Source organism: Mannheimia kashgarensis (assembly GCF_041807705.1).
In the GTDB taxonomy this organism is placed as follows: domain Bacteria; phylum Pseudomonadota; class Gammaproteobacteria; order Enterobacterales; family Pasteurellaceae; genus Mannheimia.
In genome coordinates, this window is sequence record NZ_JBGTYY010000023.1 from 1 (window position 1) to 20,347 (window position 20,347).

At 41.5% G+C, this 20,347-nt stretch carries 22 protein-coding genes and 1 pseudogene; 9 read left to right on the forward strand and 14 right to left on the reverse strand.

Translation table 11 applies throughout. From position 1 onward, the window contains the following. A pseudogene (locus ACERCF_RS09255) lies at positions 1-799 on the reverse strand (helix-turn-helix domain-containing protein); the annotation flags it as partial. Positions 800-939: 140 nt separating this feature from the next. On the opposite strand from ACERCF_RS09255, the gene ACERCF_RS09260 reads away from it, so the two are divergent. Further along, positions 940-1,329, forward strand: coding sequence for a LysR substrate-binding domain-containing protein (locus ACERCF_RS09260; RefSeq protein ID WP_373625402.1), 390 nt, complete (start codon positions 940-942; stop codon positions 1,327-1,329). Between the two features lie 9 nt (positions 1,330-1,338). Here the strand turns inward: ACERCF_RS09260 and dtd are convergent, their stop codons facing one another. From dtd to proA, 3 genes are read right to left on the reverse strand one after another with little or no spacing between them, the layout of a single operon-like run. Beyond that, a complete protein-coding gene (dtd, locus tag ACERCF_RS09265; protein ID WP_373611502.1) occupies positions 1,339-1,773 on the reverse strand; it encodes a D-aminoacyl-tRNA deacylase in 435 nt (144 codons plus the stop codon). Next, positions 1,748-2,590, reverse strand: coding sequence for a virulence factor BrkB family protein (locus ACERCF_RS09270; RefSeq protein WP_373611503.1), 843 nt, complete (start codon positions 2,588-2,590; stop codon positions 1,748-1,750). Before ACERCF_RS09270 ends, dtd begins: the two co-directional genes overlap by 26 nt. A gap of 2 nt (positions 2,591-2,592) precedes the next feature. Next, positions 2,593-3,831, reverse strand: coding sequence for a glutamate-5-semialdehyde dehydrogenase (proA, locus tag ACERCF_RS09275; protein WP_373625403.1), 1,239 nt, complete (start codon positions 3,829-3,831; stop codon positions 2,593-2,595). Between the two features lie 120 nt (positions 3,832-3,951). On the opposite strand from proA, the gene mutL reads away from it, so the two are divergent. After that, positions 3,952-5,838 carry a DNA mismatch repair endonuclease MutL gene (gene mutL / locus ACERCF_RS09280; protein ID WP_373625404.1) on the forward strand — a complete coding sequence of 629 codons (1,887 nt, stop codon included), beginning with the start codon at positions 3,952-3,954 and terminating at the stop codon, positions 5,836-5,838. A 25-nt stretch (positions 5,839-5,863) separates the two neighbouring features. On the opposite strand, the gene ACERCF_RS09285 is transcribed toward mutL, so the two are convergent. Next, a complete protein-coding gene (locus ACERCF_RS09285; RefSeq protein WP_373611505.1) occupies positions 5,864-6,130 on the reverse strand; it encodes a type II toxin-antitoxin system RelE/ParE family toxin in 267 nt (88 codons plus the stop codon). Then, complete coding sequence (locus tag ACERCF_RS09290; protein ID WP_373625405.1) at positions 6,117-6,383, reverse strand: type II toxin-antitoxin system RelB/DinJ family antitoxin; 267 nt, start codon at positions 6,381-6,383, stop codon at positions 6,117-6,119. The genes ACERCF_RS09285 and ACERCF_RS09290 overlap by 14 nt, the downstream gene beginning before the upstream one ends. A gap of 160 nt (positions 6,384-6,543) precedes the next feature. On the opposite strand from ACERCF_RS09290, the gene miaA reads away from it, so the two are divergent. The 3 genes from miaA (at position 6,544) to hflX (ending at position 9,246) form a co-directional block, all read left to right on the forward strand. Then, entirely contained in the window at positions 6,544-7,497 is a 954-nt protein-coding gene (miaA, locus tag ACERCF_RS09295; protein WP_373625406.1) for a tRNA (adenosine(37)-N6)-dimethylallyltransferase MiaA, read from the forward strand. 71 nt (positions 7,498-7,568) lie between these two features. Then, positions 7,569-7,844: an RNA chaperone Hfq gene (gene hfq, locus ACERCF_RS09300; protein ID WP_373611508.1), complete on the forward strand. Its 276-nt coding sequence runs from the start codon at positions 7,569-7,571 to the stop codon at positions 7,842-7,844. 16 nt (positions 7,845-7,860) lie between these two features. After that, complete coding sequence (gene hflX, locus ACERCF_RS09305; RefSeq protein ID WP_373625407.1) at positions 7,861-9,246, forward strand: ribosome rescue GTPase HflX; 1,386 nt, start codon at positions 7,861-7,863, stop codon at positions 9,244-9,246. Between the two features lie 80 nt (positions 9,247-9,326). Here the strand turns inward: hflX and ACERCF_RS09310 are convergent, their stop codons facing one another. After that, a complete protein-coding gene (locus tag ACERCF_RS09310) occupies positions 9,327-9,971 on the reverse strand; it encodes an ESPR-type extended signal peptide-containing protein (protein WP_373625408.1) in 645 nt (214 codons plus the stop codon). A gap of 463 nt (positions 9,972-10,434) precedes the next feature. Next, on the reverse strand, positions 10,435-11,622 hold the full coding sequence (gene nhaA, locus ACERCF_RS09315) for a Na+/H+ antiporter NhaA (protein WP_373611511.1): 1,188 nt from the start codon (positions 11,620-11,622) through the stop codon (positions 10,435-10,437). 158 nt (positions 11,623-11,780) lie between these two features. Between nhaA and ACERCF_RS09320 the strand changes: the two genes are divergently transcribed. Genes ACERCF_RS09320 through nudF form a run of 4 tightly spaced genes read left to right on the forward strand, consistent with a single transcriptional unit; the run spans position 11,781 to position 14,014 of the window. Then, positions 11,781-12,209, forward strand: coding sequence for an EamA family transporter (locus tag ACERCF_RS09320; RefSeq protein WP_373625409.1), 429 nt, complete (start codon positions 11,781-11,783; stop codon positions 12,207-12,209). A gap of 18 nt (positions 12,210-12,227) precedes the next feature. Continuing rightward, positions 12,228-12,968, forward strand: coding sequence for a 4'-phosphopantetheinyl transferase family protein (locus ACERCF_RS09325; protein WP_373625410.1), 741 nt, complete (start codon positions 12,228-12,230; stop codon positions 12,966-12,968). Positions 12,969-12,971: 3 nt separating this feature from the next. Continuing rightward, complete coding sequence (gene psiE / locus ACERCF_RS09330; protein WP_373611514.1) at positions 12,972-13,391, forward strand: phosphate-starvation-inducible protein PsiE; 420 nt, start codon at positions 12,972-12,974, stop codon at positions 13,389-13,391. Positions 13,392-13,399: 8 nt separating this feature from the next. Next, a complete protein-coding gene (gene nudF / locus ACERCF_RS09335; RefSeq protein WP_373625411.1) occupies positions 13,400-14,014 on the forward strand; it encodes an ADP-ribose diphosphatase in 615 nt (204 codons plus the stop codon). A 54-nt stretch (positions 14,015-14,068) separates the two neighbouring features. Here nudF and ACERCF_RS09340 read toward each other — a convergent pair whose 3' ends face one another. The 6 genes from ACERCF_RS09340 to torA form a co-directional block, all read right to left on the reverse strand. Beyond that, entirely contained in the window at positions 14,069-14,965 is an 897-nt protein-coding gene (locus ACERCF_RS09340) for a surface lipoprotein assembly modifier (RefSeq protein WP_373625412.1), read from the reverse strand. Between the two features lie 51 nt (positions 14,966-15,016). Beyond that, positions 15,017-15,463: a hypothetical protein gene (locus ACERCF_RS09345; protein WP_373625413.1), complete on the reverse strand. Its 447-nt coding sequence runs from the start codon at positions 15,461-15,463 to the stop codon at positions 15,017-15,019. Between the two features lie 54 nt (positions 15,464-15,517). Then, positions 15,518-15,922, reverse strand: coding sequence for a factor H binding protein domain-containing protein (locus tag ACERCF_RS09350; RefSeq protein ID WP_373625414.1), 405 nt, complete (start codon positions 15,920-15,922; stop codon positions 15,518-15,520). 497 nt (positions 15,923-16,419) lie between these two features. After that, the gene (locus tag ACERCF_RS09355; RefSeq protein ID WP_373625415.1) at positions 16,420-17,109 is read right to left on the reverse strand and encodes a CPBP family intramembrane glutamic endopeptidase; all 690 of its coding nucleotides are present in this window, start codon (positions 17,107-17,109) and stop codon (positions 16,420-16,422) included. 143 nt (positions 17,110-17,252) lie between these two features. Next, the gene (gene torD, locus ACERCF_RS09360) at positions 17,253-17,843 is read right to left on the reverse strand and encodes a molecular chaperone TorD (protein WP_373625416.1); all 591 of its coding nucleotides are present in this window, start codon (positions 17,841-17,843) and stop codon (positions 17,253-17,255) included. Continuing rightward, positions 17,843-20,308 (reverse strand): trimethylamine-N-oxide reductase TorA, encoded by a 2,466-nt coding sequence (torA, locus tag ACERCF_RS09365; RefSeq protein ID WP_373625417.1) that lies wholly within the window; start codon positions 20,306-20,308, stop codon positions 17,843-17,845. Before torA ends, torD begins: the two co-directional genes overlap by 1 nt. Positions 20,309-20,347 lie beyond the last annotated feature (39 nt).

Here is a 20,347-nt window from a genome sequence, read left to right on the forward strand (position 1 = left end):
GTCTGCGGATGTTTTACCTTGGTTTTACTGTGTTCAATATCATTTATCGCTAAATAAAGCTCATAATCGTGATTTTCTACCTTGCCACAATATTCACTTCCTCGGTCAGTTAATATGCGTAACATTGGTAAACCTTGGCTTTCAAAGTAAGGTAACACTTTATCATTCAGCATATCCGCAGCACTGATAGCGGTCTTCATTGTATAAAGTTTTGCAAACGCCACTTTACTGTAAGTATCAATAAACGTTTGTTGATAAATACGACCCACTCCTTTGAGGTTGCCCACATAGAAAGTATCTTGTGAGCCAAGATAGCCAGGGTGTGCCGTTTCAATTTCACCACAGGCAATCTCATCTTCTTTCTTACGCTCTAAGGCTTGTACCTGTGTTTCACTGAGTATAATACCTTGTTCTGCAACCAGTTTTTCCAGGGCGATTAATCTTTGCTTAAAATTGCAAGATGATGACGTAACCAAATCGAACGGACACCTCCTGCTGAAAAAAAGATGCCTTGTTTACGGAGTTCGTTACTCACTCTTACCTGCCCAAATGCTGGGTTATCAAGAGCAAACTTCACAACAGCTTGCTCTATTGCCTCATCAACACGATTTTCTAAGTTGGGAACGCGTCTATTTTGATTCAGCAATGCTTCAACACCACCTTGCTCAACCGCTTGTTGATAACCATAGAATGTATCTCGGCTCATTCCCATTACTTTGCAGGCTTGAGAAATATTACCCAGTTCTTCTGCTAAATTTAATAAACCGGTCTTGTGTTTAATGAGAGGGTTGTAAGTAATAAAACATGAGAGTTTCCTTTTTGTTTAGATTGATTTTTGACACTCATATTCTAAACGGGAAACTCTCACTTTTTAGAGTGAATTGTCAGATCAAGTCTGATCTTCTACAGATCGCAGTCAAAATTACAGAACCTATCAGAATGGCGGTAGCTGCAACTCCACACTATTTTACTACGCACGGCTTTCCAAAAGACCTCCAAGAGCTGACACAATATCAATGTATCGGATATCGCTTAAGCAATAGAGAACTTTTTTCTTGGGAGTTTAAAGACAATGGCGAACAAATTAAACTTACCCCAAATTGCCGCTGGATTTTCAATAGTTCACAGTCTGCCAAAGACGCTGCTCTTTTGCATTTAGGATTAGCCTATTTACCTGAAAATTTAATAGAAACTGAGCTGGCAAGCGGTCAATTAATTTCTATTTTTAACCAAAGTTGCATCACATTGCCACCTCTTTATCTATACTATCCGCACCGCAATGTTTCACCTGCACTACGAGCGGTAATTGATACACTGAAAATCTCCTAAAAAGAGAAATTAAACCTGCAACCAAAAGGTAACAGGTCCATCATTTTGTAGGCTAACTTGCATATCTGCCGCAAATTTCCCTGTTTGGGTATGGATTTTAGTTGCCGCTTGTTGATGAAAGTAGTCGTATAAACGTTCCGCATCAATTGGGGCTGCTCCTCTGGAAAAACTCGGGCGTAAGCCTTTGTTCGTATCCGCTGCAAGTGTGAATTGTGACACCACGAGCAGGCTGCCACCTGCTTGCTGAACATTCAAATTCATCTTGCCTTGCTCATCAGAAAACACCCGATAATTCAGTACCTTTTCCAATAATTTATCGGCTTTAGACTCATCATCATCTTTTTCAACGCCGAGCAGAACCAATAAACCGTGCTGAATTTCGCCAATAATTTGTTCTTTAACCTCTACTTTTGCCCATTTAACCCGCTGAATTAATCCGATCATTAGCGCCTCTGTTTTCTTCCATCTCTTTTAATATTGCAGCGAACTGCCCTCCTAATAGCACCACTTGCCAGCTTAATTGAATCCACAACAACATAATCGGCAATACCGCTAATGCCCCATAAATTGCTTGATAAGATGGGAAGGCTGTAATATACCAAATAAAGGCTTGTTTACCTAAGGTGAAGAACACCGCAGCCAGTAATGCTCCAATTGCTGCGTGCTTAAATTCTACCTTTGTAACCGGGATAAATTTATACACCAATGTAAACAGCAGCCAAATCAAGAAAAACGGCATTAATTCTAATAAATGTTGCCCGAGCGACAATGCTCCGGAGCCATTAAAAATTGCTAATGACGTGATATAGGTTGTAATCGCAATACTTGCTCCAGCAAGTAATGGCCCAAATATTAAAACTAAGAAATAAAGCAAGAAAGAGAACCACATCGGTCTACTCTGACTATTGTGCCAAATAGTATTAAGAGATTCATCAATGCTTTTAATCAACATCAAAGAAACCACAAATAAACCGATAATACTAACTATCCCCATTTTTTTTGCATTACTGACAAATAGCTCAAGATATTCTGAAACCATTTCGCTCGCACTCGGAGCAAAATTGTCATAAATAAACGCTTTTAACATTTCACTAGCTTCATAAAACACAGGAAAAAATGTAAAAATCGAAAAAAGCACAATAATTGACGGTACAATGGCAAGCATCGTACTGTAAGTAAGATAGCCCGCCGAAACCGCAATATTATTTTCCGTATAACGTTTAGCGAGCAACTTAAAAAATTCTAAAATCTGCTTTAACATACTTATCCTCTAATTAAATAATCGCCTTCACACACCCATTTATAAGTGGTTAATGCCTCAAGCCCCATTGGACCTCTTGCGTGTAATTTTTGCGTACTCACCGCTACTTCGGCCCCTAATCCGAATTCGCCGCCATCAGTAAAACGGGTGCTGGCATTAATATAAACTGCCGCGGCATCAACCTGTTGTACAAATTGACGAGCAGCTTGATAATCAGAAGTTAAAATACTTTCCGAATGCTGCGAGCCATAATGGCGAATGTGTTCCACCGCCTGTTGTAAGTCATTCACAACGACTACGTTAAGATCAAGAGATAACCATTCTTGGCTAAGTTTTTCCTGATCAAGCGGTTCAATTCCCTCAATTTTTTGCAAATCATTACTATGAATGGTTACACCTAACTGCTGCATTTTAGCGACCAATTTCGGTATAAATTCCACAGCGATAGATTTCTCCACTAACAAGGTTTCTAATGTATTGCAAGTGCTTGGACGTTGGGTTTTCGCATTGGCAATCACCTCTAGCGATTTCTCTTGATCCGCTGTTTTCTCCACAAACAGATGACAAACCCCAATGCCGCCTACAATCACAGGAATGGTTGAATTTTCTTTGCAGAACTGATGTAAACCCGCCCCGCCTCGTGGAATAACCATATCAATGTAACGATCTAACTTTAAAAGCTCTAACAACAAAGCACGATTCGGATCCGTTACAGCCTGCACCGCTAATTTCGGCAAACCTGCTTTTTCTAGCGCATCTTGCACCACATCAACCAATACTGCATTGGTAAATTTGGTTTCTTTCCCACCTCGTAAAATAACCGCATTACCTGTTTTTAAACAAAGTGATGCTACATCAATGGTTACATTCGGGCGAGCTTCATAAATAGTTAAAATCACACCCAACGGCACACGTTGACGTTCAATCTTTAAGCCACTGTCTAACACACCGCCATCAATCACTTGCCCTACAGGATCGGCTAATTTCGCCACATTTCGTACATCGTTTGCGATCCCTTTTAGCCTCTCTTCATTCAGCAATAAACGGTCAATAATAGCTAATGAGATCCCTTGCGATTGTGCAAATTCAATGTCTTTTGCATTGGCATATAAAATTTCAGTCGCACGCTGTTCAAGGCTATCTGCAATGGTTAGCAGAGCTTCGTTTTTCTGGCGATTGCCAAATTGTGCCAATTCAAAACTGGCTTGTTTCGCTTGTTGAGCAAGTTCTATCATCTGCATAAATTTATTCTCATTTTGTGAATATTCTTCATAATCTAACATGTTCTTTTGTGTGAAGAAATATGCAAAAGCGAAGAAAATTAGATAAAATGGGCTAATTCCAAATGATTAGGCACAAAAATGACAAACACTACCCCTAAACAGCTAATCCATATCCTTCCTCCGCAACTGGCAAACCAAATTGCTGCAGGCGAGGTAGTAGAACGCCCTGCGTCTGTGGTGAAAGAACTGGTCGAAAACAGCCTCGATGCGGGGGCGAACACTATTCAAATTGATATTGAAAAAGGTGGCTCGCAACTGATCCGCATTCGAGATAATGGCTGTGGTATCAGCAAGCAAGATTTACCGCTCGCTCTCGCTCGCCACGCTACGAGCAAAATCAGCAGTTTAGAAGATTTGGAAGCCATTTTAAGTTTGGGCTTTAGGGGTGAAGCATTGGCGAGTATCAGCTCGGTCTCCCGTTTAACCCTTACTTCTCGCACCGCAGAGCAAAGTGAAGCGTGGCAGGCTTACGCACAGGGGCGAGAAATGGAGGTAGAAATTCAACCAGCCTCTCACCCAATCGGCACAACCATTGAAGTCGCTAATCTATTTTTCAACACACCTGCACGCCGTAAATTTTTACGCACTGATAAAACCGAGTTTGCTCATATTGATGAAGTGATTCGCCGCATTGCTCTGGCTAAACCGAACATCAGTTTTACCCTTACTCATAACGGCAAAATTGTCCGCCAATATCGCAAAGTGGCAGATCAATCAGTAGAACAAAAACAAAAGCGTGTAGCGGCAATTTGTGGCGAGGAATTTATCCAAAATGCCAATTATATTGACTGGCAACACGGCGATTTACACCTGCACGGCTGGGTTGGCTCGCCGATGCTGGCTCGTCTGCAAAACGATCTTTGCTACAGCTATGTAAATGGGCGAATGATGCGGGATAAAACCATTAATCACGCAATCCGCCAAGCCTATGGCGAGAGCATTGTAACTGGCTACTACCCTGCCTTTGTGATTTTCTTGGATTTAGATCCAACGATGGTGGATGTAAACGTTCACCCAGCCAAGCACGAAGTCCGTTTTCATCAAGGCAGATTGGTACACGACTTTATTTTGCAAGGTGTGAGCAATAGCCTACAACAAAATCAACCCACACTTGAACTAAAAAACGAACTCAATGAGCCAATGCCTGCTTATGTAAAAGATACAAACCGCCAAGCCGCTGGGCAGAATGTGTTTACTCAGCCGAAAGAGCCTAAGCAAGCGGTCGAATTATCACAAAAAAATGCACATCGTTCTACTCACTCGCCTTTTATGCCTAAATTTGAGCGAAGTAGTAGCAGTCAATCAGCTCAAAAATGGTATAACGAGCTAGTGGGCGGTTCAGATATTCGAACGGAAAAAGCAGAAAGAACCGCCATTCAAATACCAACTTTTGAGCCAAAAGCGGAGATAAAACCTGAACCTGTTTTGCAACAAACAGAAAAAATAATACCGCTTGCAGTTCATCATTCCCAAGCCTTAGCCATTGTGAAAAACCAAGCAGTATTAATGAAAGAGGGAGAGGATTTCTACTTAATTCCGCTCGCTAAACTTGCTGAGCTGAAATTTACTCATCAGCTTGGTAAAAGGCAAACTCAAGCGTTATTAATTCCGCTTAACATTACGTTAGATGAACAACAAACGGCACGCTGGCACCAATACAAAGAGAGCTTAACCGAACTTGGTTTTTCCATTACCGAAAAACATTGGCAAGAGCAAACAAGGCTAACGCTGCTTTCCGTACCACAAGCAGTAAGAGAGCAAAACTTGCAACAGATACTCTTTGCCTTGTTTAACCAAACACAAGCGGTCAATTTAGCCGAATTTTTTGCAAAAAAATGTGGAATTCCAACCGCTTGTACGCTGAGTGAAGTGATTGCTCTGCTTTCAGAAATTGAGCTTTATGCCAATGGGAAGAAAGAAATTGAAGGGATAAGAAAAGAGGTGGATTTTTCGGCGTATCTATAAAAGAGAAAGGGCGTTCAATCGCCCTTTATCCAAATAAATTAGAATGACTACCTATTCTCAACAGCTCTAATTTATCATCGATTTTTCGATAAATGAGCACTAAATCAGGCTGAATATGGCAATCTCGAAAACCTTTCCATTCGCCAGTTAAAGCGTGCTCGCAGTATTTCTCAAGTAGTGGCTTATCGTTGATGAGAAAATAAAGTGCTTCAATCAGCGAAGAAGATAGGGTATCAACTGCACACTTTTTGTAGTCTCGCTTAAAAGCATTACTATACTCAATCTCTCGCATTGAGCTGCTCCATTAAATCAGCAATATTTTTTGCTGAGTTTAATTTTTCTTCTCCATTTCTAACCGATCTTAATACTTCTGCTGTTGCTAAGTTAGGTTGATAGTCAAACTGAAAACATTTTTCTGTCGCAATTTTCGCTAATGTCATTCGCATAACATCAGAAACCGTTAAACCAACCCCTGCTAAAACTTCACTCGCCTGCTCTTTAATTTCAGGACTAATTCTTACACTTACTAATGAACTATTTGCCATAAAAACCTCCTTTGTATATCAAATGATATACATCATAATAGCATTTATCAGAATTAGTTCATTAAATACTTTAATTTTATGGCTTTATGACTGAGCCTAAACTTAAGCTTAAATGTGCTATACTGGTTTAAAAGAATTAACTATTCAAATTAAGTATAAAATGACTCAAAAACCCCTCGCCCTCTTTTTAATGGGCCCAACTGCCTCTGGTAAAACAGATTTAGCGATTGCTCTCAGGCAAGAACTGCCTGTTGAGGTAATTAGTGTTGATTCTGCCTTAATTTATAAGGGAATGGATATCGGCACGGCAAAGCCAAGCAAGGAAGAGCTGGCTCTCGCTCCTCACCGTTTAATTGATATTTTAGACCCAGCAGAAAGCTATTCAGCGATGAATTTCCACGCAGATGCGTTGCGTGAAATGGCGGATATTATCGCACAGGGCAAAATTCCGCTCTTGGTGGGTGGCACAATGCTTTACTACAAAGCCTTGTTGGAAGGGCTTTCTCCATTACCCTCTGCCGATCCAAGCATTCGTGCTGACATTGAGACGAAAGCAGAACAGCACGGCTGGGCAGTATTACACCAAGAATTAGTCAAAATCGACCCTATTGCAGGGGCAAGAATTAACCCGAACGATAGCCAACGCATTAACCGTGCGTTAGAGGTGTTTTATATTACGGGTAAAACAATGACAGCACTCACCGCCCAACAAGGTGAAGCCATTCCTTATAACATACTCCAGTTTGCGATTGCGCCAGAAGATAGAAGCGTGCTACACCAACGCATTGAGCAACGTTTCCACAAAATGATTGACTTGGGGTTTGAAGATGAAGTCAAGCGGTTATTTTTACGCAAAGATTTGCATATCAATTTGCCGTCTATTCGCTGTGTGGGTTATCGCCAAATGTGGGAATATTTACAAGGCGATATTTCACTTGATGAAGCGATTTTCAAAGGCATTTGTGCCACTCGCCAATTAGCGAAGCGGCAAATTACTTGGTTGAGAAGTTGGCAAGGTGAGCTAACGTGGCTCGATAGCCTAGATCCGACTAGCTCTAAAGCAAAAATGGTGGAAAAGATCGATCATTATTTAAATAATTGTGGTAATATCTAGCACGCCTTGGCACTTATTATGATATTTGCTGTCCTAGTAATCATCACACAACAATAAAAAAGGAAAATAAAATGGCAAAAGGTCAATCTTTACAAGATCCATATTTGAATGCACTTCGTCGTGAGCGTATTCCTGTTTCAATTTATTTAGTTAACGGCATTAAATTACAAGGTCAAATCGAATCTTTCGACCAATTCGTAATTTTACTAAAAAACACCGTAAGCCAAATGGTTTACAAACACGCAATTTCAACGGTTGTTCCAGCTCGTGCATTATCGCACCACAACAATAACAACCAATCTCAACAAGCTCAGCCTACACAAGAAGTGGCTGAACAAGCAGAATAAACATTATTTTCAACCAATGTTAAACGAATCATTGCCAAACTCAGAAGACAATTCTGCGTTTGGCTTTCCTTTATCTGAAGCAAGCCAAACAACGGAAATCACAAATCCTACCGAAGATAATCGAGATAAAGCGATTTTAGTCCATCTCTATCTTGGTCAGCATAAAGATGTCGAAAACTTACTTGAATTTAAAACACTTGCCGAATCTGCCGGCGTAGAGGTTCTTTCAACCCTGACCACAACTCGCCAAAGCCCACACATTAAATATTATGTCGGGCAAGGCAAAGCGGAGGAAATTGCGGAAACGGTAGAACAGCTAGAAGCAACGGTGGTGTTGGTTAACCACCAACTTAGCCCTGCTCAAACACGGAATTTGCAATCACTATGCGGCTGCCGGGTGGTGGATAGAACAGGTTTGATCCTTGATATTTTCGCTCAGCGAGCCAGATCCCACGAAGGGAAACTACAGGTGGAACTGGCACAGCTTCGCCATCTCTCTACCCGTTTAGTTCGCCGTGTAACCAATCAAGATCAGCAAAAAGGGGGATCTGTGGGGCTACGGGGCCTGGGGGAAACGCAGCTCGAAACCGATCGCCGTTTGATCAAAGTACGCATTCAACAGCTTTTAAGCCGTCTTGAAAAAGTCAGCAAGCAACGCAATCAAAACCGCAAAACACGCCAAAAAGCAGATATTCCAACCGTTTCTCTTGTTGGCTATACCAATGCGGGCAAATCTACGCTATTCAATGCGATTACCCAAGCAGGCGTTTATGCAGCCGATCAACTGTTTGCGACACTCGATCCAACCTTACGCCGTATTCAAGTACAAGATGTCGGCACAACCATTCTTGCTGATACAGTAGGTTTTATCCGTTTTCTACCACACGATTTGGTTTCTGCGTTTAAATCTACCTTGCAAGAAACTACCGAAGCGACATTGCTTTTGCACGTTATAGATGGATCAGACGATCGCAAAAATGAAAATATTGATGCGGTAAATCAAGTGCTTGATGAAATTGAGGCATTAGAGATCCCTACACTTTTAGTTTTTAACAAAATAGACAAATTGGATGGCATTAAGCCACATATTGAGCGTAATGATGACGGCACAGCGATTGCGGTTTATCTCTCCGCTCAAGAAAATATTGGTATTGATCTACTCTACCAAGCCATTCAGGAAAGATTGCGAAGCAATTTAGTGTGTGAAACGCTCCTACTGCCTGTTACTGCTGGGGCAATCTATGCTCAATTTAAAGCAGAAAATTGTATTAAAACGGAAACATTCAATGAGTTTGGCGAGCGTATTATTTCTATTGAAGTGAATGAAGTGCAATGGAATAAGTGGTTGAAGCAATTTCCTGAAATAAAAGAATATGTAGAATTGGCTAATTGGAATAGCTAATCATAACGATTATTTCAGAAATAAAGCGGTGCTGGCGTGTGCTGTAGCTTTTGCCTCTCTACCTACGGCAGTTGACCAACCTAGGGTACCATATTGGTTAGCGCCATTAGGGTCGGTGGCTGCTTCTGCTCCAGCACCGATAGCGATACTGCCATAGTTGCATTTCTACCGATCGCCACAGCCCAGCCACCCACGCCCAATGAGGTTTTTTCAGGATCTGGTAGTGAGTTCATGGTGGTTTTTGCGCCATAGCCAATGGTAACCGAAGTGTTTGATTCTTCACTTAGGGCATTTTCACCGATAGTAACAGATCGACTTGCATTGCCTGTATTTTGGGCATTGCGACCGATAGCGATGGCATTGGCTGATGCTTGTGAGTTGGAGGCATCTCTACCGATGGAAATGGAGCTGATGCCCTCTGCTCGTGCATTCATACCTACGGCAATAGAACGATCGCCAGTCGCCCCTGCTTTGCTATCGATAGAGCCTTCATTAGTGGTAGCATTGCCTGCAGGCTGATCGGCAGCGCCAGTATTGACATGGAAATAGGTGTCAGGCATTTCTGCTGCATAAGCAGAAGTGACACCCACAACACTCAGTGCTAAAGCAATCGCTTTAGATAGAACGCTTAATTTTGTAGGTTTCCCCTTAGCACGAGATAATTCAGATACAACAGAGTAACTTTGTGTAGCCGTATTCCAAATCACTTTAAAAACTTTGTTCATTAATTTTCTCCAGATTGAATAGATAAAAAAACCCACTACACTGCGTAGCTATTATAGTAATTTAGCTACTCAGCATAGTGGGTCTATTAAAATTTAGGTACGGCTTTTTACAAGTAAAACTTGTTGTATTACCTTGCTAGCTTGCTAGAAGTTTATCCTTTTTAATCATAAATTCAAACTCATATACCTAAAAGTAAAAAAATTTTGCACATTTTACACACTATAAGGCCTAATATGAATAAATCTTTACAAAAATATTTATAAATTGTTATATACTTAGTTAGGTAGATAATTATTAGACTTTATATTTAGATACTATAATGTTCTTTAAGAGATAAACCCGTTCAGTAAACATAAGGGCGAAGATACTACTTCACCCTATAACTCCGCTAATTTAGAGTTGCTTAAAAAGCCTACTTACAAGCGGTCACAAATTAAAAAAGAAGTAATATTAATGCATTCTCTAAACCGGCTCATCTAATTCCACATTTTTACGCGTTGCCATTCTTAATAAGATATAACCTAAAATAGCAGATATAGCAGAACCAAGTAAAATGCCTAAACGTGCAAGAGGTGTGATAGTCTCCCCTGCTTGACTTACATCAAATGCGAGACTTGCAAGGAACATTGACATAGTAAACCCGATACCACATAACACCGCAATGGCAAAAATTTGTTTAAAATTAACACCTGGTGGTAAGCTTGCAAATCGGAAAATAACAGCTAAATAGCTAAATCCAAACACCCCTATAGCCTTACCTACAAGCAAACCTAGTGCAATACCCAATGGTAATGGCGAAGTTAGCTGTTCAATCCCCATCCCTAATAACGATACACCGGCATTAGCAAATGCGAAAATAGGAAGAATCATAAATGAACACCAAGGTACAAGGATATGTTCCAATTCTTCTGCTGGTCGTTCCCCATTTTTTCCTTTCAATGGTATACAAAAGCCAATAATTACCCCAGCTAAAGTAGCGTGAACACCTGATTTTAAAACTGATGTCCACAAAATCAGACCAATAAAGATATAGGCACAAAGTGAAGTAACCTTAAAACGATTAAGAATGAACAATGCAAAAATTGCAACACCAGCAATGCTAAGAGCTTGCATACTAATCTCTTGCGAATAGAAAAGGGCAATCACAATAATTGCACCTAAATCATCAATAATCGCAAGTGCCAGTAAGAATACTTTTAGTGCTAACGGCACACGCGTCCCTAACAGTGCTACAATACCAACAGCAAAAGCAATATCGGTTGCCATAGGAATTGCCCAACCTGAATGATATTCGGGATAATCTTTATTGATAAACCAGAAAATTAGCGCTGGAACCACCATTCCTCCAATTGCTGCCATCGCTGGGAATGAGGCATTTTTAATGCTCGAAAGCGAGCCCTCAAATAACTCTTTTTTCACTTCTAAGCCTATCAGGGTAAAGAAAATTGCCATCAACCCATCATTTATCCAAAGCAATAGTGGCTTAGCTAACACAAAGTTACCAAACTGAAAACTTACTTTAGTTTGTAAGAAATCAAAATAAACATCATTTAGTGATGAATTTGCCAATATAATTGCGGTAAAGGCAAAGATTAATAGTAAAATCCCCCCTGCTGCTTCTGATTTTAAAAGTAAAAGTAATCTTCCCACTGAAATTCTCCTATTCATTATTTATCTACTTTTTCATACAATTTATTTTTTACCAAAGATTTCCCTAAGATTAAATAGAAAATTTGCTAAACTAGAGATAAGTTACATTTTATCAATCTGTTTGAGTATAATTTCATCAAAAATGTTAGGAATTTGTTATGAGTAATGAATGGTTCTATTGGGCAGCAATTTCTGCTGTTTTTGCTGCCCTCACGGCAATTTTCGCTAAAGTGGGCTTACAAAATATTAATTCTGATTTTACCACTTTTATTCGTACTATTGTGATCATCATTGCGTTAATCGCGTTTCTGACTTACACAGGCAAGTGGCAGCCGATTGCTCACATCAGCAATAAAAATTGGTTGTTTCTGATTCTCTCAGGGCTTGCTACGGGCATTTCTTGGCTGGCTTATTTTAAAGCTCTACAGATAGGTAACGCCTCACAAGTTGCACCGGTGGATAAATTTAGCCTTGTGCTGGTGACTCTTTTTGCGGTGGTATTTCTTGGCGAACGCCCAAACGAGCAAGAGTGGGCGGGCATTGGGCTAATTTCAGCAAGTGTGCTGTTACTCGCTTTTAAACGCTAACAACAAGCGGTCATTTTTATGGAAAATTCTGCAAACACAATCCCCCATATCGAAATTGCTTTTATTCATCGGCACGCTATTTTGCCGAGTGATTTTGACTTTCCGCCAATGCCTGAACATTTTAATGAAAAGCAAACCCATAAATGGCAGAGCCGCCGTGCCGCTCATTTTTTGCTGACTGAACTGTTTAAAAAATATGGCTTGGATTTGCAATTGTTAGAGAACATTCAACACACAAAAAGTGGCAGACCTTTTGTGAGTGCCGAGCAGATTGATTTTAATATTAGCCATTCGGGGAATTGGATAGCGATCATTTTTTCGCATTTTTTTGCAAAATTAGCAGTAGGCATTGATATTGAACACCCACAGAAAGAAAGGCGTTATGCGGATCTGATTCGCCACTATGCCAATATGGAAGAACAAGTTGTATTATTAAATAAACATTGCCCTTTACTAGACAACCTTTCACAACGCTTTTATCTAAGTTGGTGCTTGCGAGAGGCGATTTTAAAATCGCAAGGCGTGGGGATTGTGAAATTATCTGAAGTAAAACATCTTCCGTTGGAAAAACGCATTTTTTCCGCCCATTGCCCGAGAGGAAAATTGCATTTTGTAAGCGAGCTGCCGTTCTATTTAAGCTACTTCTATCAGCTCCCCGAAAATATGCTATTATCTGAACCTTTGTTATACCATTGGCAGAATGGGCAATTTCAGCCTGTTACGTGCCAATCGATTGTTTATGATGTGAATGAAGGATAATAAATGTCTAAAAAATCATTAGAAGAACGCCACTCTACGTTTGGCAGAATTGCGTCAGAAATTTTTCAATGGGTGCTCAATCTCTCTTTATTGGTAGCCGGTGTACTGCTTTCTTATTCACTCTTTGTCGAAGGCTATGCACTTTATGAATTATTAATTGACAATAGCGAAAAATTCCAAGTGGTAGAACATATCGTGATTTTCTTCCTCTATTTTGAGTTTTTGGCTTTAATTGTGAAATATTTTAAATCGAACTATCACTTCCCGTTGCGATATTTTCTCTATATCGGCATTACCGCAATGGTAAGATTAATTATTGTCGATCACTCAAATGCAATGCACACGCTACTTTTCTCGGTATCGATTTTAGTAATGATTGTAGCGTTGTATCTTGTACATAGTGACCGTTTACAAAGAAGCTAGGGGGCAGAATGAACCAATATCAATATGACGATTTGCAGATACTAAACAAAGAAACAGTTTACAAAGGGCATTTTGAGTTACAAAAAATCACATTCCGCCATAAACTCTTTTCAGGCGAAATGAGCGGCGATGTGGTGCGTGAACTCTTAATTAAAGGCGAAGCGGCAGCACTTATTGCTTACGATCCGAAATTGGATAACGTCGTGTTGGTTGAGCAAGTGCGTATTGGAGCTTATGACTCCGCACAGAAAAGCTCCCCTTGGCTGTTGGAATTAGTGGCAGGTATGGTCGATAAAGGCAATGAAGAACCTGCGGAAGTTGCTATTCGAGAAGCAAAAGAAGAAGCAGGCTTAGAAGTAACAGAGGTGCAACACGCCCTTAGCGTATGGGACAGCCCGGGCGGACAACTTGAGCGTTTGCATTTATTTCTTGGCTTAATTGATAGCACCAAAGTCAAATCGGGCGAGGTACACGGCTTATTGGAAGAAGAAAATGAGGATATTTTAGTCCACGTTGTCAGCCGTGAGCAGGCTTATCAATGGGTGGAAGACGGCACAATTGACAATGTCATTGCGGTAATTGGGCTGCAATGGTTGCAGTTAAATTACAAGAAATTCAATTAGCTCACATAAATAGCGGGCGAAAATTTTCGCCCCCATATTCACACAGCATTAAACTTAAAACAGTTTCTCTAACGTCATAAAGACTTCTTTATTGCTACGAGAGTAGAAATCGGCAATATTGCTGTCGATTTTTTGATAGCGGAAATTCACTTTCGGCACAATTCCGTGCAAGTGCCAACTTCGATTCCATACCGCCACATTCGCTTGATATTCCTTATCTTGGCGTTTGTAGCCAAACACATAATGCTTATCGGCAAAATACCGCTTGCCATAACCAATGCTCGCCGAGCTTGCCCAGCTTGGGGTTTGGTAAATTACGCCAATGGTCGCCAGCCACTTATTGGAAGATTGGGCTTTCTCACGGGTAATTTCACGGCTAGCGTTAAGATTTGCAAAAAATCGCCAATCTTTGACCGCTTGCCATTGCGTGCCTAGCGTGAGTTGGTTGCGATAACCATTGTAACGGTCGGCAATATGCTGTTCACTATAAAGTTTTTGCAGATGGCTGAATGAGCCGGAAATCAGCCCTCGTTCAAAGAGTTTAACAGCATTGATACTGCTACCAAATTGATAGTTATACCGTGAGCTACCCAGCCAATTCTGCTCAATAAAGGGCGAAACCCCGATTCGGTAAGTTGCCGTTCTGTAGCTATATTTTGGCGTTAGTGAGACCGATTGTTCGCTATAATCGTGGTTATTCCAGTAATAAACACCGTGATAGCCAAGATCAACGCCCACAAAATGATTGCCGCCGATGTTTCGCATTTTACTCAAGCCAACGCCATACCTTATGCCTTTTGCCGACTGCGGCAAGCTGTCTGACTCTTTAATAAAAATCCGCCCGTTTACATTTACCGTTGGCGACGAAGAAGCATTATTCACATTGTTGGTTTGAGTATATTGCAAATAAAAATCCGGCTTCCAGCTCTCTTCCTCCTTTATTTGAGCCAAAGCAGCATTCACCGCATTGCGTAAATCATCGATTTTGAGTTGCTGAAATTCTTACTCTGCTTCCCTGTAGCGATAATCCTCTTTTAAAATCAGGGCTAGATCAAAACGAGGGTAGGTTAAATCAGGCTGTTTTTTCAGCAACTGCTGATAATAAAACGCCGCAGAGCGATAATCTTTTTTAGCATAAGCCAATGCCGCCAAAGCATAGTCTAAAAGTAGCGGATCAAATTGCTCTTGCTTTGCATAATCGCCAAGCAGGCTTTCCAGCTTTGCCCAATCTTGTCTAAAAATTGCTTGGTTAATATGTTGTTCAATACCTTTAAGTGTATTATCTTCCGCCAAGTAAGCGGTTGATTTTAAATCTCTTTTTGCAATTTCTTGCTCAAATTTGACCGCTTGTTGCCGACTATCAAACTCTGTGGGATCTTGCTGAAACTCAACCGTTTCCGCCATTGCCAAAGGCGAAACAAGTAAAAATAGAAAGTGTTTTTTATGCATAGTAAAAAAGAATGCCGTTTAAGGGATTAAACGGCATTGAATAATAGAAGTTATTTATTTTTGAATTTCGCCTCGAGTTCCGCTAATACCAAAGATATCTGTTCTATCATTAGCTTTGAACTCTATTTTACCACCTATTTCTTCTGCATTTGGACCGAAGAATCGCACACTATAATTGCCTTTTACAATGGAGTCGTTATTATGCTTTTGACTAGCAGAAGCCGTAATACCACCATTATCTATTTTGCCTTGTTCTAACTCGATAGAACCAGCGTGTGCATTTTCAACTTGACCTGAGCCTATGCGACTAGAAAAATCAACATAATATGTTAATTTTCCACCAGTTAATGCAGTGTCTGCTTTACCGTGAGAATCAAAAACTTCGCCTTTATATGTTGCTTTGCCCTCTGTCGGTAAATTCTCAGTTTTAAGCCCTTTCACTTCAACCGTAGGTTCCATTTGACGACCATTTTACTGTAAAGTTTGTTTCATTTTGGCAGTTACAACGGAATAATGGCTGTTATAGAGATAGCCATGGGTTCGAATCTCTTCTCCGTTTTTACCTGTTTCGCTTTTTTCTTCTAACTCATTTAATCCATCTTTATATTCTTTATTGCCAATTCCTTTTGCCTCTGCAATTTTTTTTGCTTCTTCAGCCTTTTTATCCTCTTCAGTTTTTTTAACTCAACTTGTGGTTTCGATTTAGCATTATTAGAACTGCTACCTGAACCACCACTACCACAAGCAGTTAAACCCACTAAAATCAAAGTGGCTAGGGTTAATTTTTGATACTCTTCATATTTGCTCCGTTAAATTAAAAATAATTTTTAGTTATAACCAATAACTATTGGTTATATTGTAACCTAAAAGCAGCTTTCCATACAAATAATAATGTTTTTATGCTACTGGTACGATCAGCTCTATCAACTTATGCCGCTTAAATGTAGCACCTTTAACTAAAAATAAGCCAACAAACTCAGCCCCAAAGTATCCGCAATACTGTGTGCCACCCAAAATGGAAATAGGTTTTTCTGCTTTGAGCGTGAGTAGAGCAAATAAATAATTAAACCAAGCCAAATTCCTAATCCTAACGCACTTTCCATTCCTTGATAGGTATGAAAACTCACCCGAATAATCAGTGAATAAATCACCGCCCATTTTAGATATTCAGGTTTAACCGCCAAGCAAATACCGAGGAAAAAGATTTCTTCATAAAAGCCGTTTAAAATCGCATACAGCACGGTAGAAAAATTCACTTCTTTTAAGACTGCTAAAAATGGCTCCGGATACACTAGGTTGTAAACACCATATAATGTTTCAAAATAGAGATCCATCGCTAACGAGAGCAAGATAAACAACCCGATACCGCTAAAAAAAGCCCGCCAAGATGGGCGAATCATCCAACGGCTGAAATCAAAATTCCGCCATTTTAGATAGCCCATTGCAACCAGCAACAATGCAAGTTGAGTCAGTAATGCCCAATAATTTTGTTCATTTGAAAAGGTTAAATTTTCTTCAAAATTACCTTGCATTTCGGTGGTGATGAAATATTGCTGAGTTGAGGTGTAAATTGCCTCGCCAAAAAAGATCAGGGTTAGCACGCATAAATCGTACCAATTTAGGTAGGTGGTTTTATTATTTTGCATTAATGTCTCCTTTGTAAATTTTTTTATAAAAATAACCGCTTGTAATAAATAATGTGGATAAATCCGGCCAATAAAAAAGGAAGTTGAAATTTTAACTTCCTTTTTAAATTCACTCAATGCAAATCATTCTCAAATGAATAACTTTATCTTTGTTCCTTCAGCAATACCTCTTCAAACAACCTTAACAACGCCGGATAAACGCCGGTGTTGGTTTTGACGGTTTTGGCTTTGGCGAACCACGCTGGGAGCCAGCTCATCAGTTGGTTTTGCAGAAATTGCTGTTGTGTTTCCAACGGTTTTTCGGCAAGCAAGCGGTCGAAAAGAGCGAGATAAACGCAAAGATGATCGCTCGGCTCTTTGCTTTCCCGATTAACTTGTAGCCCAAATTCGCCCAGCAGTCTGTCCATTTCCGCCAAATTTTTCGCTAATGCCTCGCCTTCCAAATAGGCGGAGGCATAAGGGATTGCACTGAGATTGCCTTCCAATAAAAACAGTTGGGCAAAGTCAGCCGCCAGTTCTAGACGAGGAAATTCCAGCTGCCTACAAGCGGTCACTTCTGCTTGAAATTTTGCAACCTGTTCGGCAAAACCCAATTCGCTGAGGTATGCAAAAAAATCGTCAAATTCGCCCGCTTGTAAGGCATTTAACTGCTCGTCCGAAAGTTCTCGGGCGAGCATTGCGTTAAACCAGCCATAGATAAATTGCCGTTCTTCACGACTGATTGCCAACGTCATTAAGCCGTTACCTCAATCGCACCGTTAAAGCCGTTCGGAGCCGGGGCATTGCCGATAAATTTCTCGATGTTCACCAAGCAAGTGTTGGCGGAAACCGCTTGTGCCAACTTGGACGTGCCGATGTCGAGGGTCATTGTGTTCGGGTCGCCATAGGTGTCAATCGCCCCCACACTTTCGTCAAGGGGTGAATACCAAGCCCCTTCTTGCAAACGCACCACGCCGCTTGGGAAGTTGTCGGAAAGCACCGCCCCGACAATCGCTTGCCCACGGTCGTTAAACACTCGCACTAAATCTCCGTCTTGAATGCCGTGTCTGGCGGCATCTTGTGGGTTAATGTAAAGCGGTTCACGCCCTTGCACGCTGTAAGTTTCACGCAGTTCTTTCGATTCACAAAGCTGGGAGTGCAGGCGTTTGTCAGGGTGAACCGATTGTAGCCAGAACGGGAATTTGTCGGAATTTTTACCGCCGTGTGAACGTTCGGCTTTCTCAAACCACATTGGGTGACCTTTGCAATCGTCATAGCCGAAAGAGGCGATTTTGTTGCTGTAAATTTCGATAAAACCAGACGGTGTGCCAAGTGCGTGCAATTCCGGATCTTCACGGAAATCGGCGTGGCGAACCCAAGGTTTGCCCTCTGGGAACAGCACATAGCCTTTTTGCCAAAATTCAGCAAACTCCGGCATTTCAAATTTACCTCTGTTTTCACGGCGGCAATCTTTGTAGAGTTTTTCTACCCACTGCATTTCGTCCATTCCACGGCTGTACTCTTTCTCTTTACCGAAACGGCGGCAGAGATCTCGGAAAATCTCAAAGTCGGAGCGAGAGTCGTAGAGTGGATCAACCAGCTTGTGCATTGCAATCACGCCACGGTTGCTGTATGAGCCGTAGGCGTCAATATCGTTGCGTTCAAATGGGGTACAGGCCGGCAGCACGATGTCGGAGAAGCGGCAGGTTGCCGTCCAACTGTAGTTGATCGAAACAATGGTTTCCAGTTTTTGGAACGCCTGTTTCATTTTGTTCCGCTCGGAATGGCGGTGCCATTGGTTACAGCCGGTGAAAATCGCCATTTTTAACGGAGCGTAAGTCACTTTTTTGCCGTTGTAATCAATGGTTTCGCCGGCGTGGAGCAAGCTGTCGGTCATACGAGCCACCGGAATGGTGTCGCTGTAGCCTTTGTAATCTTTGTTGTCGTATTTCGGGGTTTGCCCCTCATCAATATTGAGCGGGAACGCCCCCGGCATTGCCGCACCGGATTCAGGAATACCGATAGAGCTGTAATGGTGAGCATAGCTAATGCCGCCGCCTGCCAAGCCGATTTGCCCTAACATTGAGGCTAGCACCGCTCCCATCCAGTACGGTTGTTCGCCGTGTTGTTGGCGTTGAATTGCCCAGCCGAAAATAAATTGGGTGCGTTTGCCGGCAAGCATTCGGGCAAATTCACGGATTTTGTCGGCGGAAATACCACAAATTTCAGCCGCCCATTCCGGGGTTTTCGCCACTTTGTCTTCGGCCTCGCCCAACAGATACGGCAGGAATTTTTCAAAGCCGACTGTGTACATGTCCAAGAATTTTTTGTCGTACAGGTTCTCGGTGTAGAGCGTGTGGGCAAGTGCCAACATAAACGGCACATCAGTTTGTGGGTTGATGTACTGCTGTTCACAGCCTAAGAAATTTTGGGTTTTGCTTTTTACCGGATCGACACAAATCACATTCACGCCTTTCGCTGCCACTTTCTCTTTCAGTTTTTCCAAGTAAGCATAGGCTTCGTGGGTTTCGCAGTTCCAGCCGACTTGCAGGTTTTTCACCGGATCGCTTGCCCAGAAAATGATATTTTCACTCTCTTTTAAGATGATTTCCCAAGACGTGCCTTGTGAATAAACTTCAGTCGAACCAAGTACATACGGCAGAATAGTCTGCCCTGCACCAGTGGAGTAGTCGCCTGCGGTGCCGACACTGTTGCCGTGCATTGCAATCGCTCGGATCATATGGTTACCGCAACTGTGGAATTGACCGGTTGAACGCCAGCCTACGTTAGCGGTGTGTAATGCCCACGGCCCGTACTCTTTTTGCACTCGTTCTAACTCTTGGTAGAACAGATCAAGGGCTTCGTCCCACGTTATCCGCACAAAGCGGTTATCGCCACGCTGTGCGGTGTTGCTGTTGTGTCGGTTTTTAAGCCAATCCAAACGCACCATCGGGTAGCGGATACGGGAATCGCTGTAAATTAAGCCTTTGATGCCATTGAGCATTTCGGTTGGGTGTTTATCAAACTCGAACGGCTTGATCTCCGCCACTCGTCCGTTCTCAATTTTGGCACGCATTGCCCCCCAGTGAGATCCGGAAATTTTCCACTGGCTGAGGTCTTCACTCGCAAACACATTGCGAGGCACGAGGAAATTCGGCATTGTAACGGCGGCAGCCATCACAGACATATTTTTTAAAAATTGACGGCGAGATTGTTGCATATCTTGTCCTTCTTTATTTGTAAAATTGTAGGGAAATTT

Excerpts from the sequence above, each read along its gene's own strand:
- torA (WP_373625417.1), bottom strand. The coding sequence starts at position 20,308 with ATGCAACAATCTCGCCGTCAATTTTTAAAAAATATGTCTGTGATGGCT.
- miaA (WP_373625406.1), top strand. The coding sequence starts at position 6,544 with ATGACTCAAAAACCCCTCGCCCTCTTTTTAATGGGCCCAACTGCCTCT.
- psiE (WP_373611514.1), top strand. The coding sequence starts at position 12,972 with ATGTCTAAAAAATCATTAGAAGAACGCCACTCTACGTTTGGCAGAATT.
- ACERCF_RS09345 (WP_373625413.1), bottom strand. The coding sequence starts at position 15,463 with ATGCATAAAAAACACTTTCTATTTTTACTTGTTTCGCCTTTGGCAATG.
- torD (WP_373625416.1), bottom strand. The coding sequence starts at position 17,843 with ATGACGTTGGCAATCAGTCGTGAAGAACGGCAATTTATCTATGGCTGG.
- ACERCF_RS09350 (WP_373625414.1), bottom strand. The coding sequence starts at position 15,922 with ATGGAACCTACGGTTGAAGTGAAAGGGCTTAAAACTGAGAATTTACCG.
- ACERCF_RS09310 (WP_373625408.1), bottom strand. The coding sequence starts at position 9,971 with ATGAACAAAGTTTTTAAAGTGATTTGGAATACGGCTACACAAAGTTAC.
- ACERCF_RS09260 (WP_373625402.1), top strand. The coding sequence starts at position 940 with ATGGCGGTAGCTGCAACTCCACACTATTTTACTACGCACGGCTTTCCA.
- ACERCF_RS09325 (WP_373625410.1), top strand. The coding sequence starts at position 12,228 with ATGGAAAATTCTGCAAACACAATCCCCCATATCGAAATTGCTTTTATT.
- mutL (WP_373625404.1), top strand. The coding sequence starts at position 3,952 with ATGACAAACACTACCCCTAAACAGCTAATCCATATCCTTCCTCCGCAA.
- ACERCF_RS09285 (WP_373611505.1), bottom strand. The coding sequence starts at position 6,130 with ATGCGAGAGATTGAGTATAGTAATGCTTTTAAGCGAGACTACAAAAAG.
- hfq (WP_373611508.1), top strand. The coding sequence starts at position 7,569 with ATGGCAAAAGGTCAATCTTTACAAGATCCATATTTGAATGCACTTCGT.
- ACERCF_RS09270 (WP_373611503.1), bottom strand. The coding sequence starts at position 2,590 with ATGTTAAAGCAGATTTTAGAATTTTTTAAGTTGCTCGCTAAACGTTAT.
- ACERCF_RS09355 (WP_373625415.1), bottom strand. The coding sequence starts at position 17,109 with ATGCAAAATAATAAAACCACCTACCTAAATTGGTACGATTTATGCGTG.
- ACERCF_RS09320 (WP_373625409.1), top strand. The coding sequence starts at position 11,781 with ATGAGTAATGAATGGTTCTATTGGGCAGCAATTTCTGCTGTTTTTGCT.
- ACERCF_RS09290 (WP_373625405.1), bottom strand. The coding sequence starts at position 6,383 with ATGGCAAATAGTTCATTAGTAAGTGTAAGAATTAGTCCTGAAATTAAA.
- nudF (WP_373625411.1), top strand. The coding sequence starts at position 13,400 with ATGAACCAATATCAATATGACGATTTGCAGATACTAAACAAAGAAACA.
- proA (WP_373625403.1), bottom strand. The coding sequence starts at position 3,831 with ATGCAGATGATAGAACTTGCTCAACAAGCGAAACAAGCCAGTTTTGAA.
- dtd (WP_373611502.1), bottom strand. The coding sequence starts at position 1,773 with ATGATCGGATTAATTCAGCGGGTTAAATGGGCAAAAGTAGAGGTTAAA.
- hflX (WP_373625407.1), top strand. The coding sequence starts at position 7,861 with ATGTTAAACGAATCATTGCCAAACTCAGAAGACAATTCTGCGTTTGGC.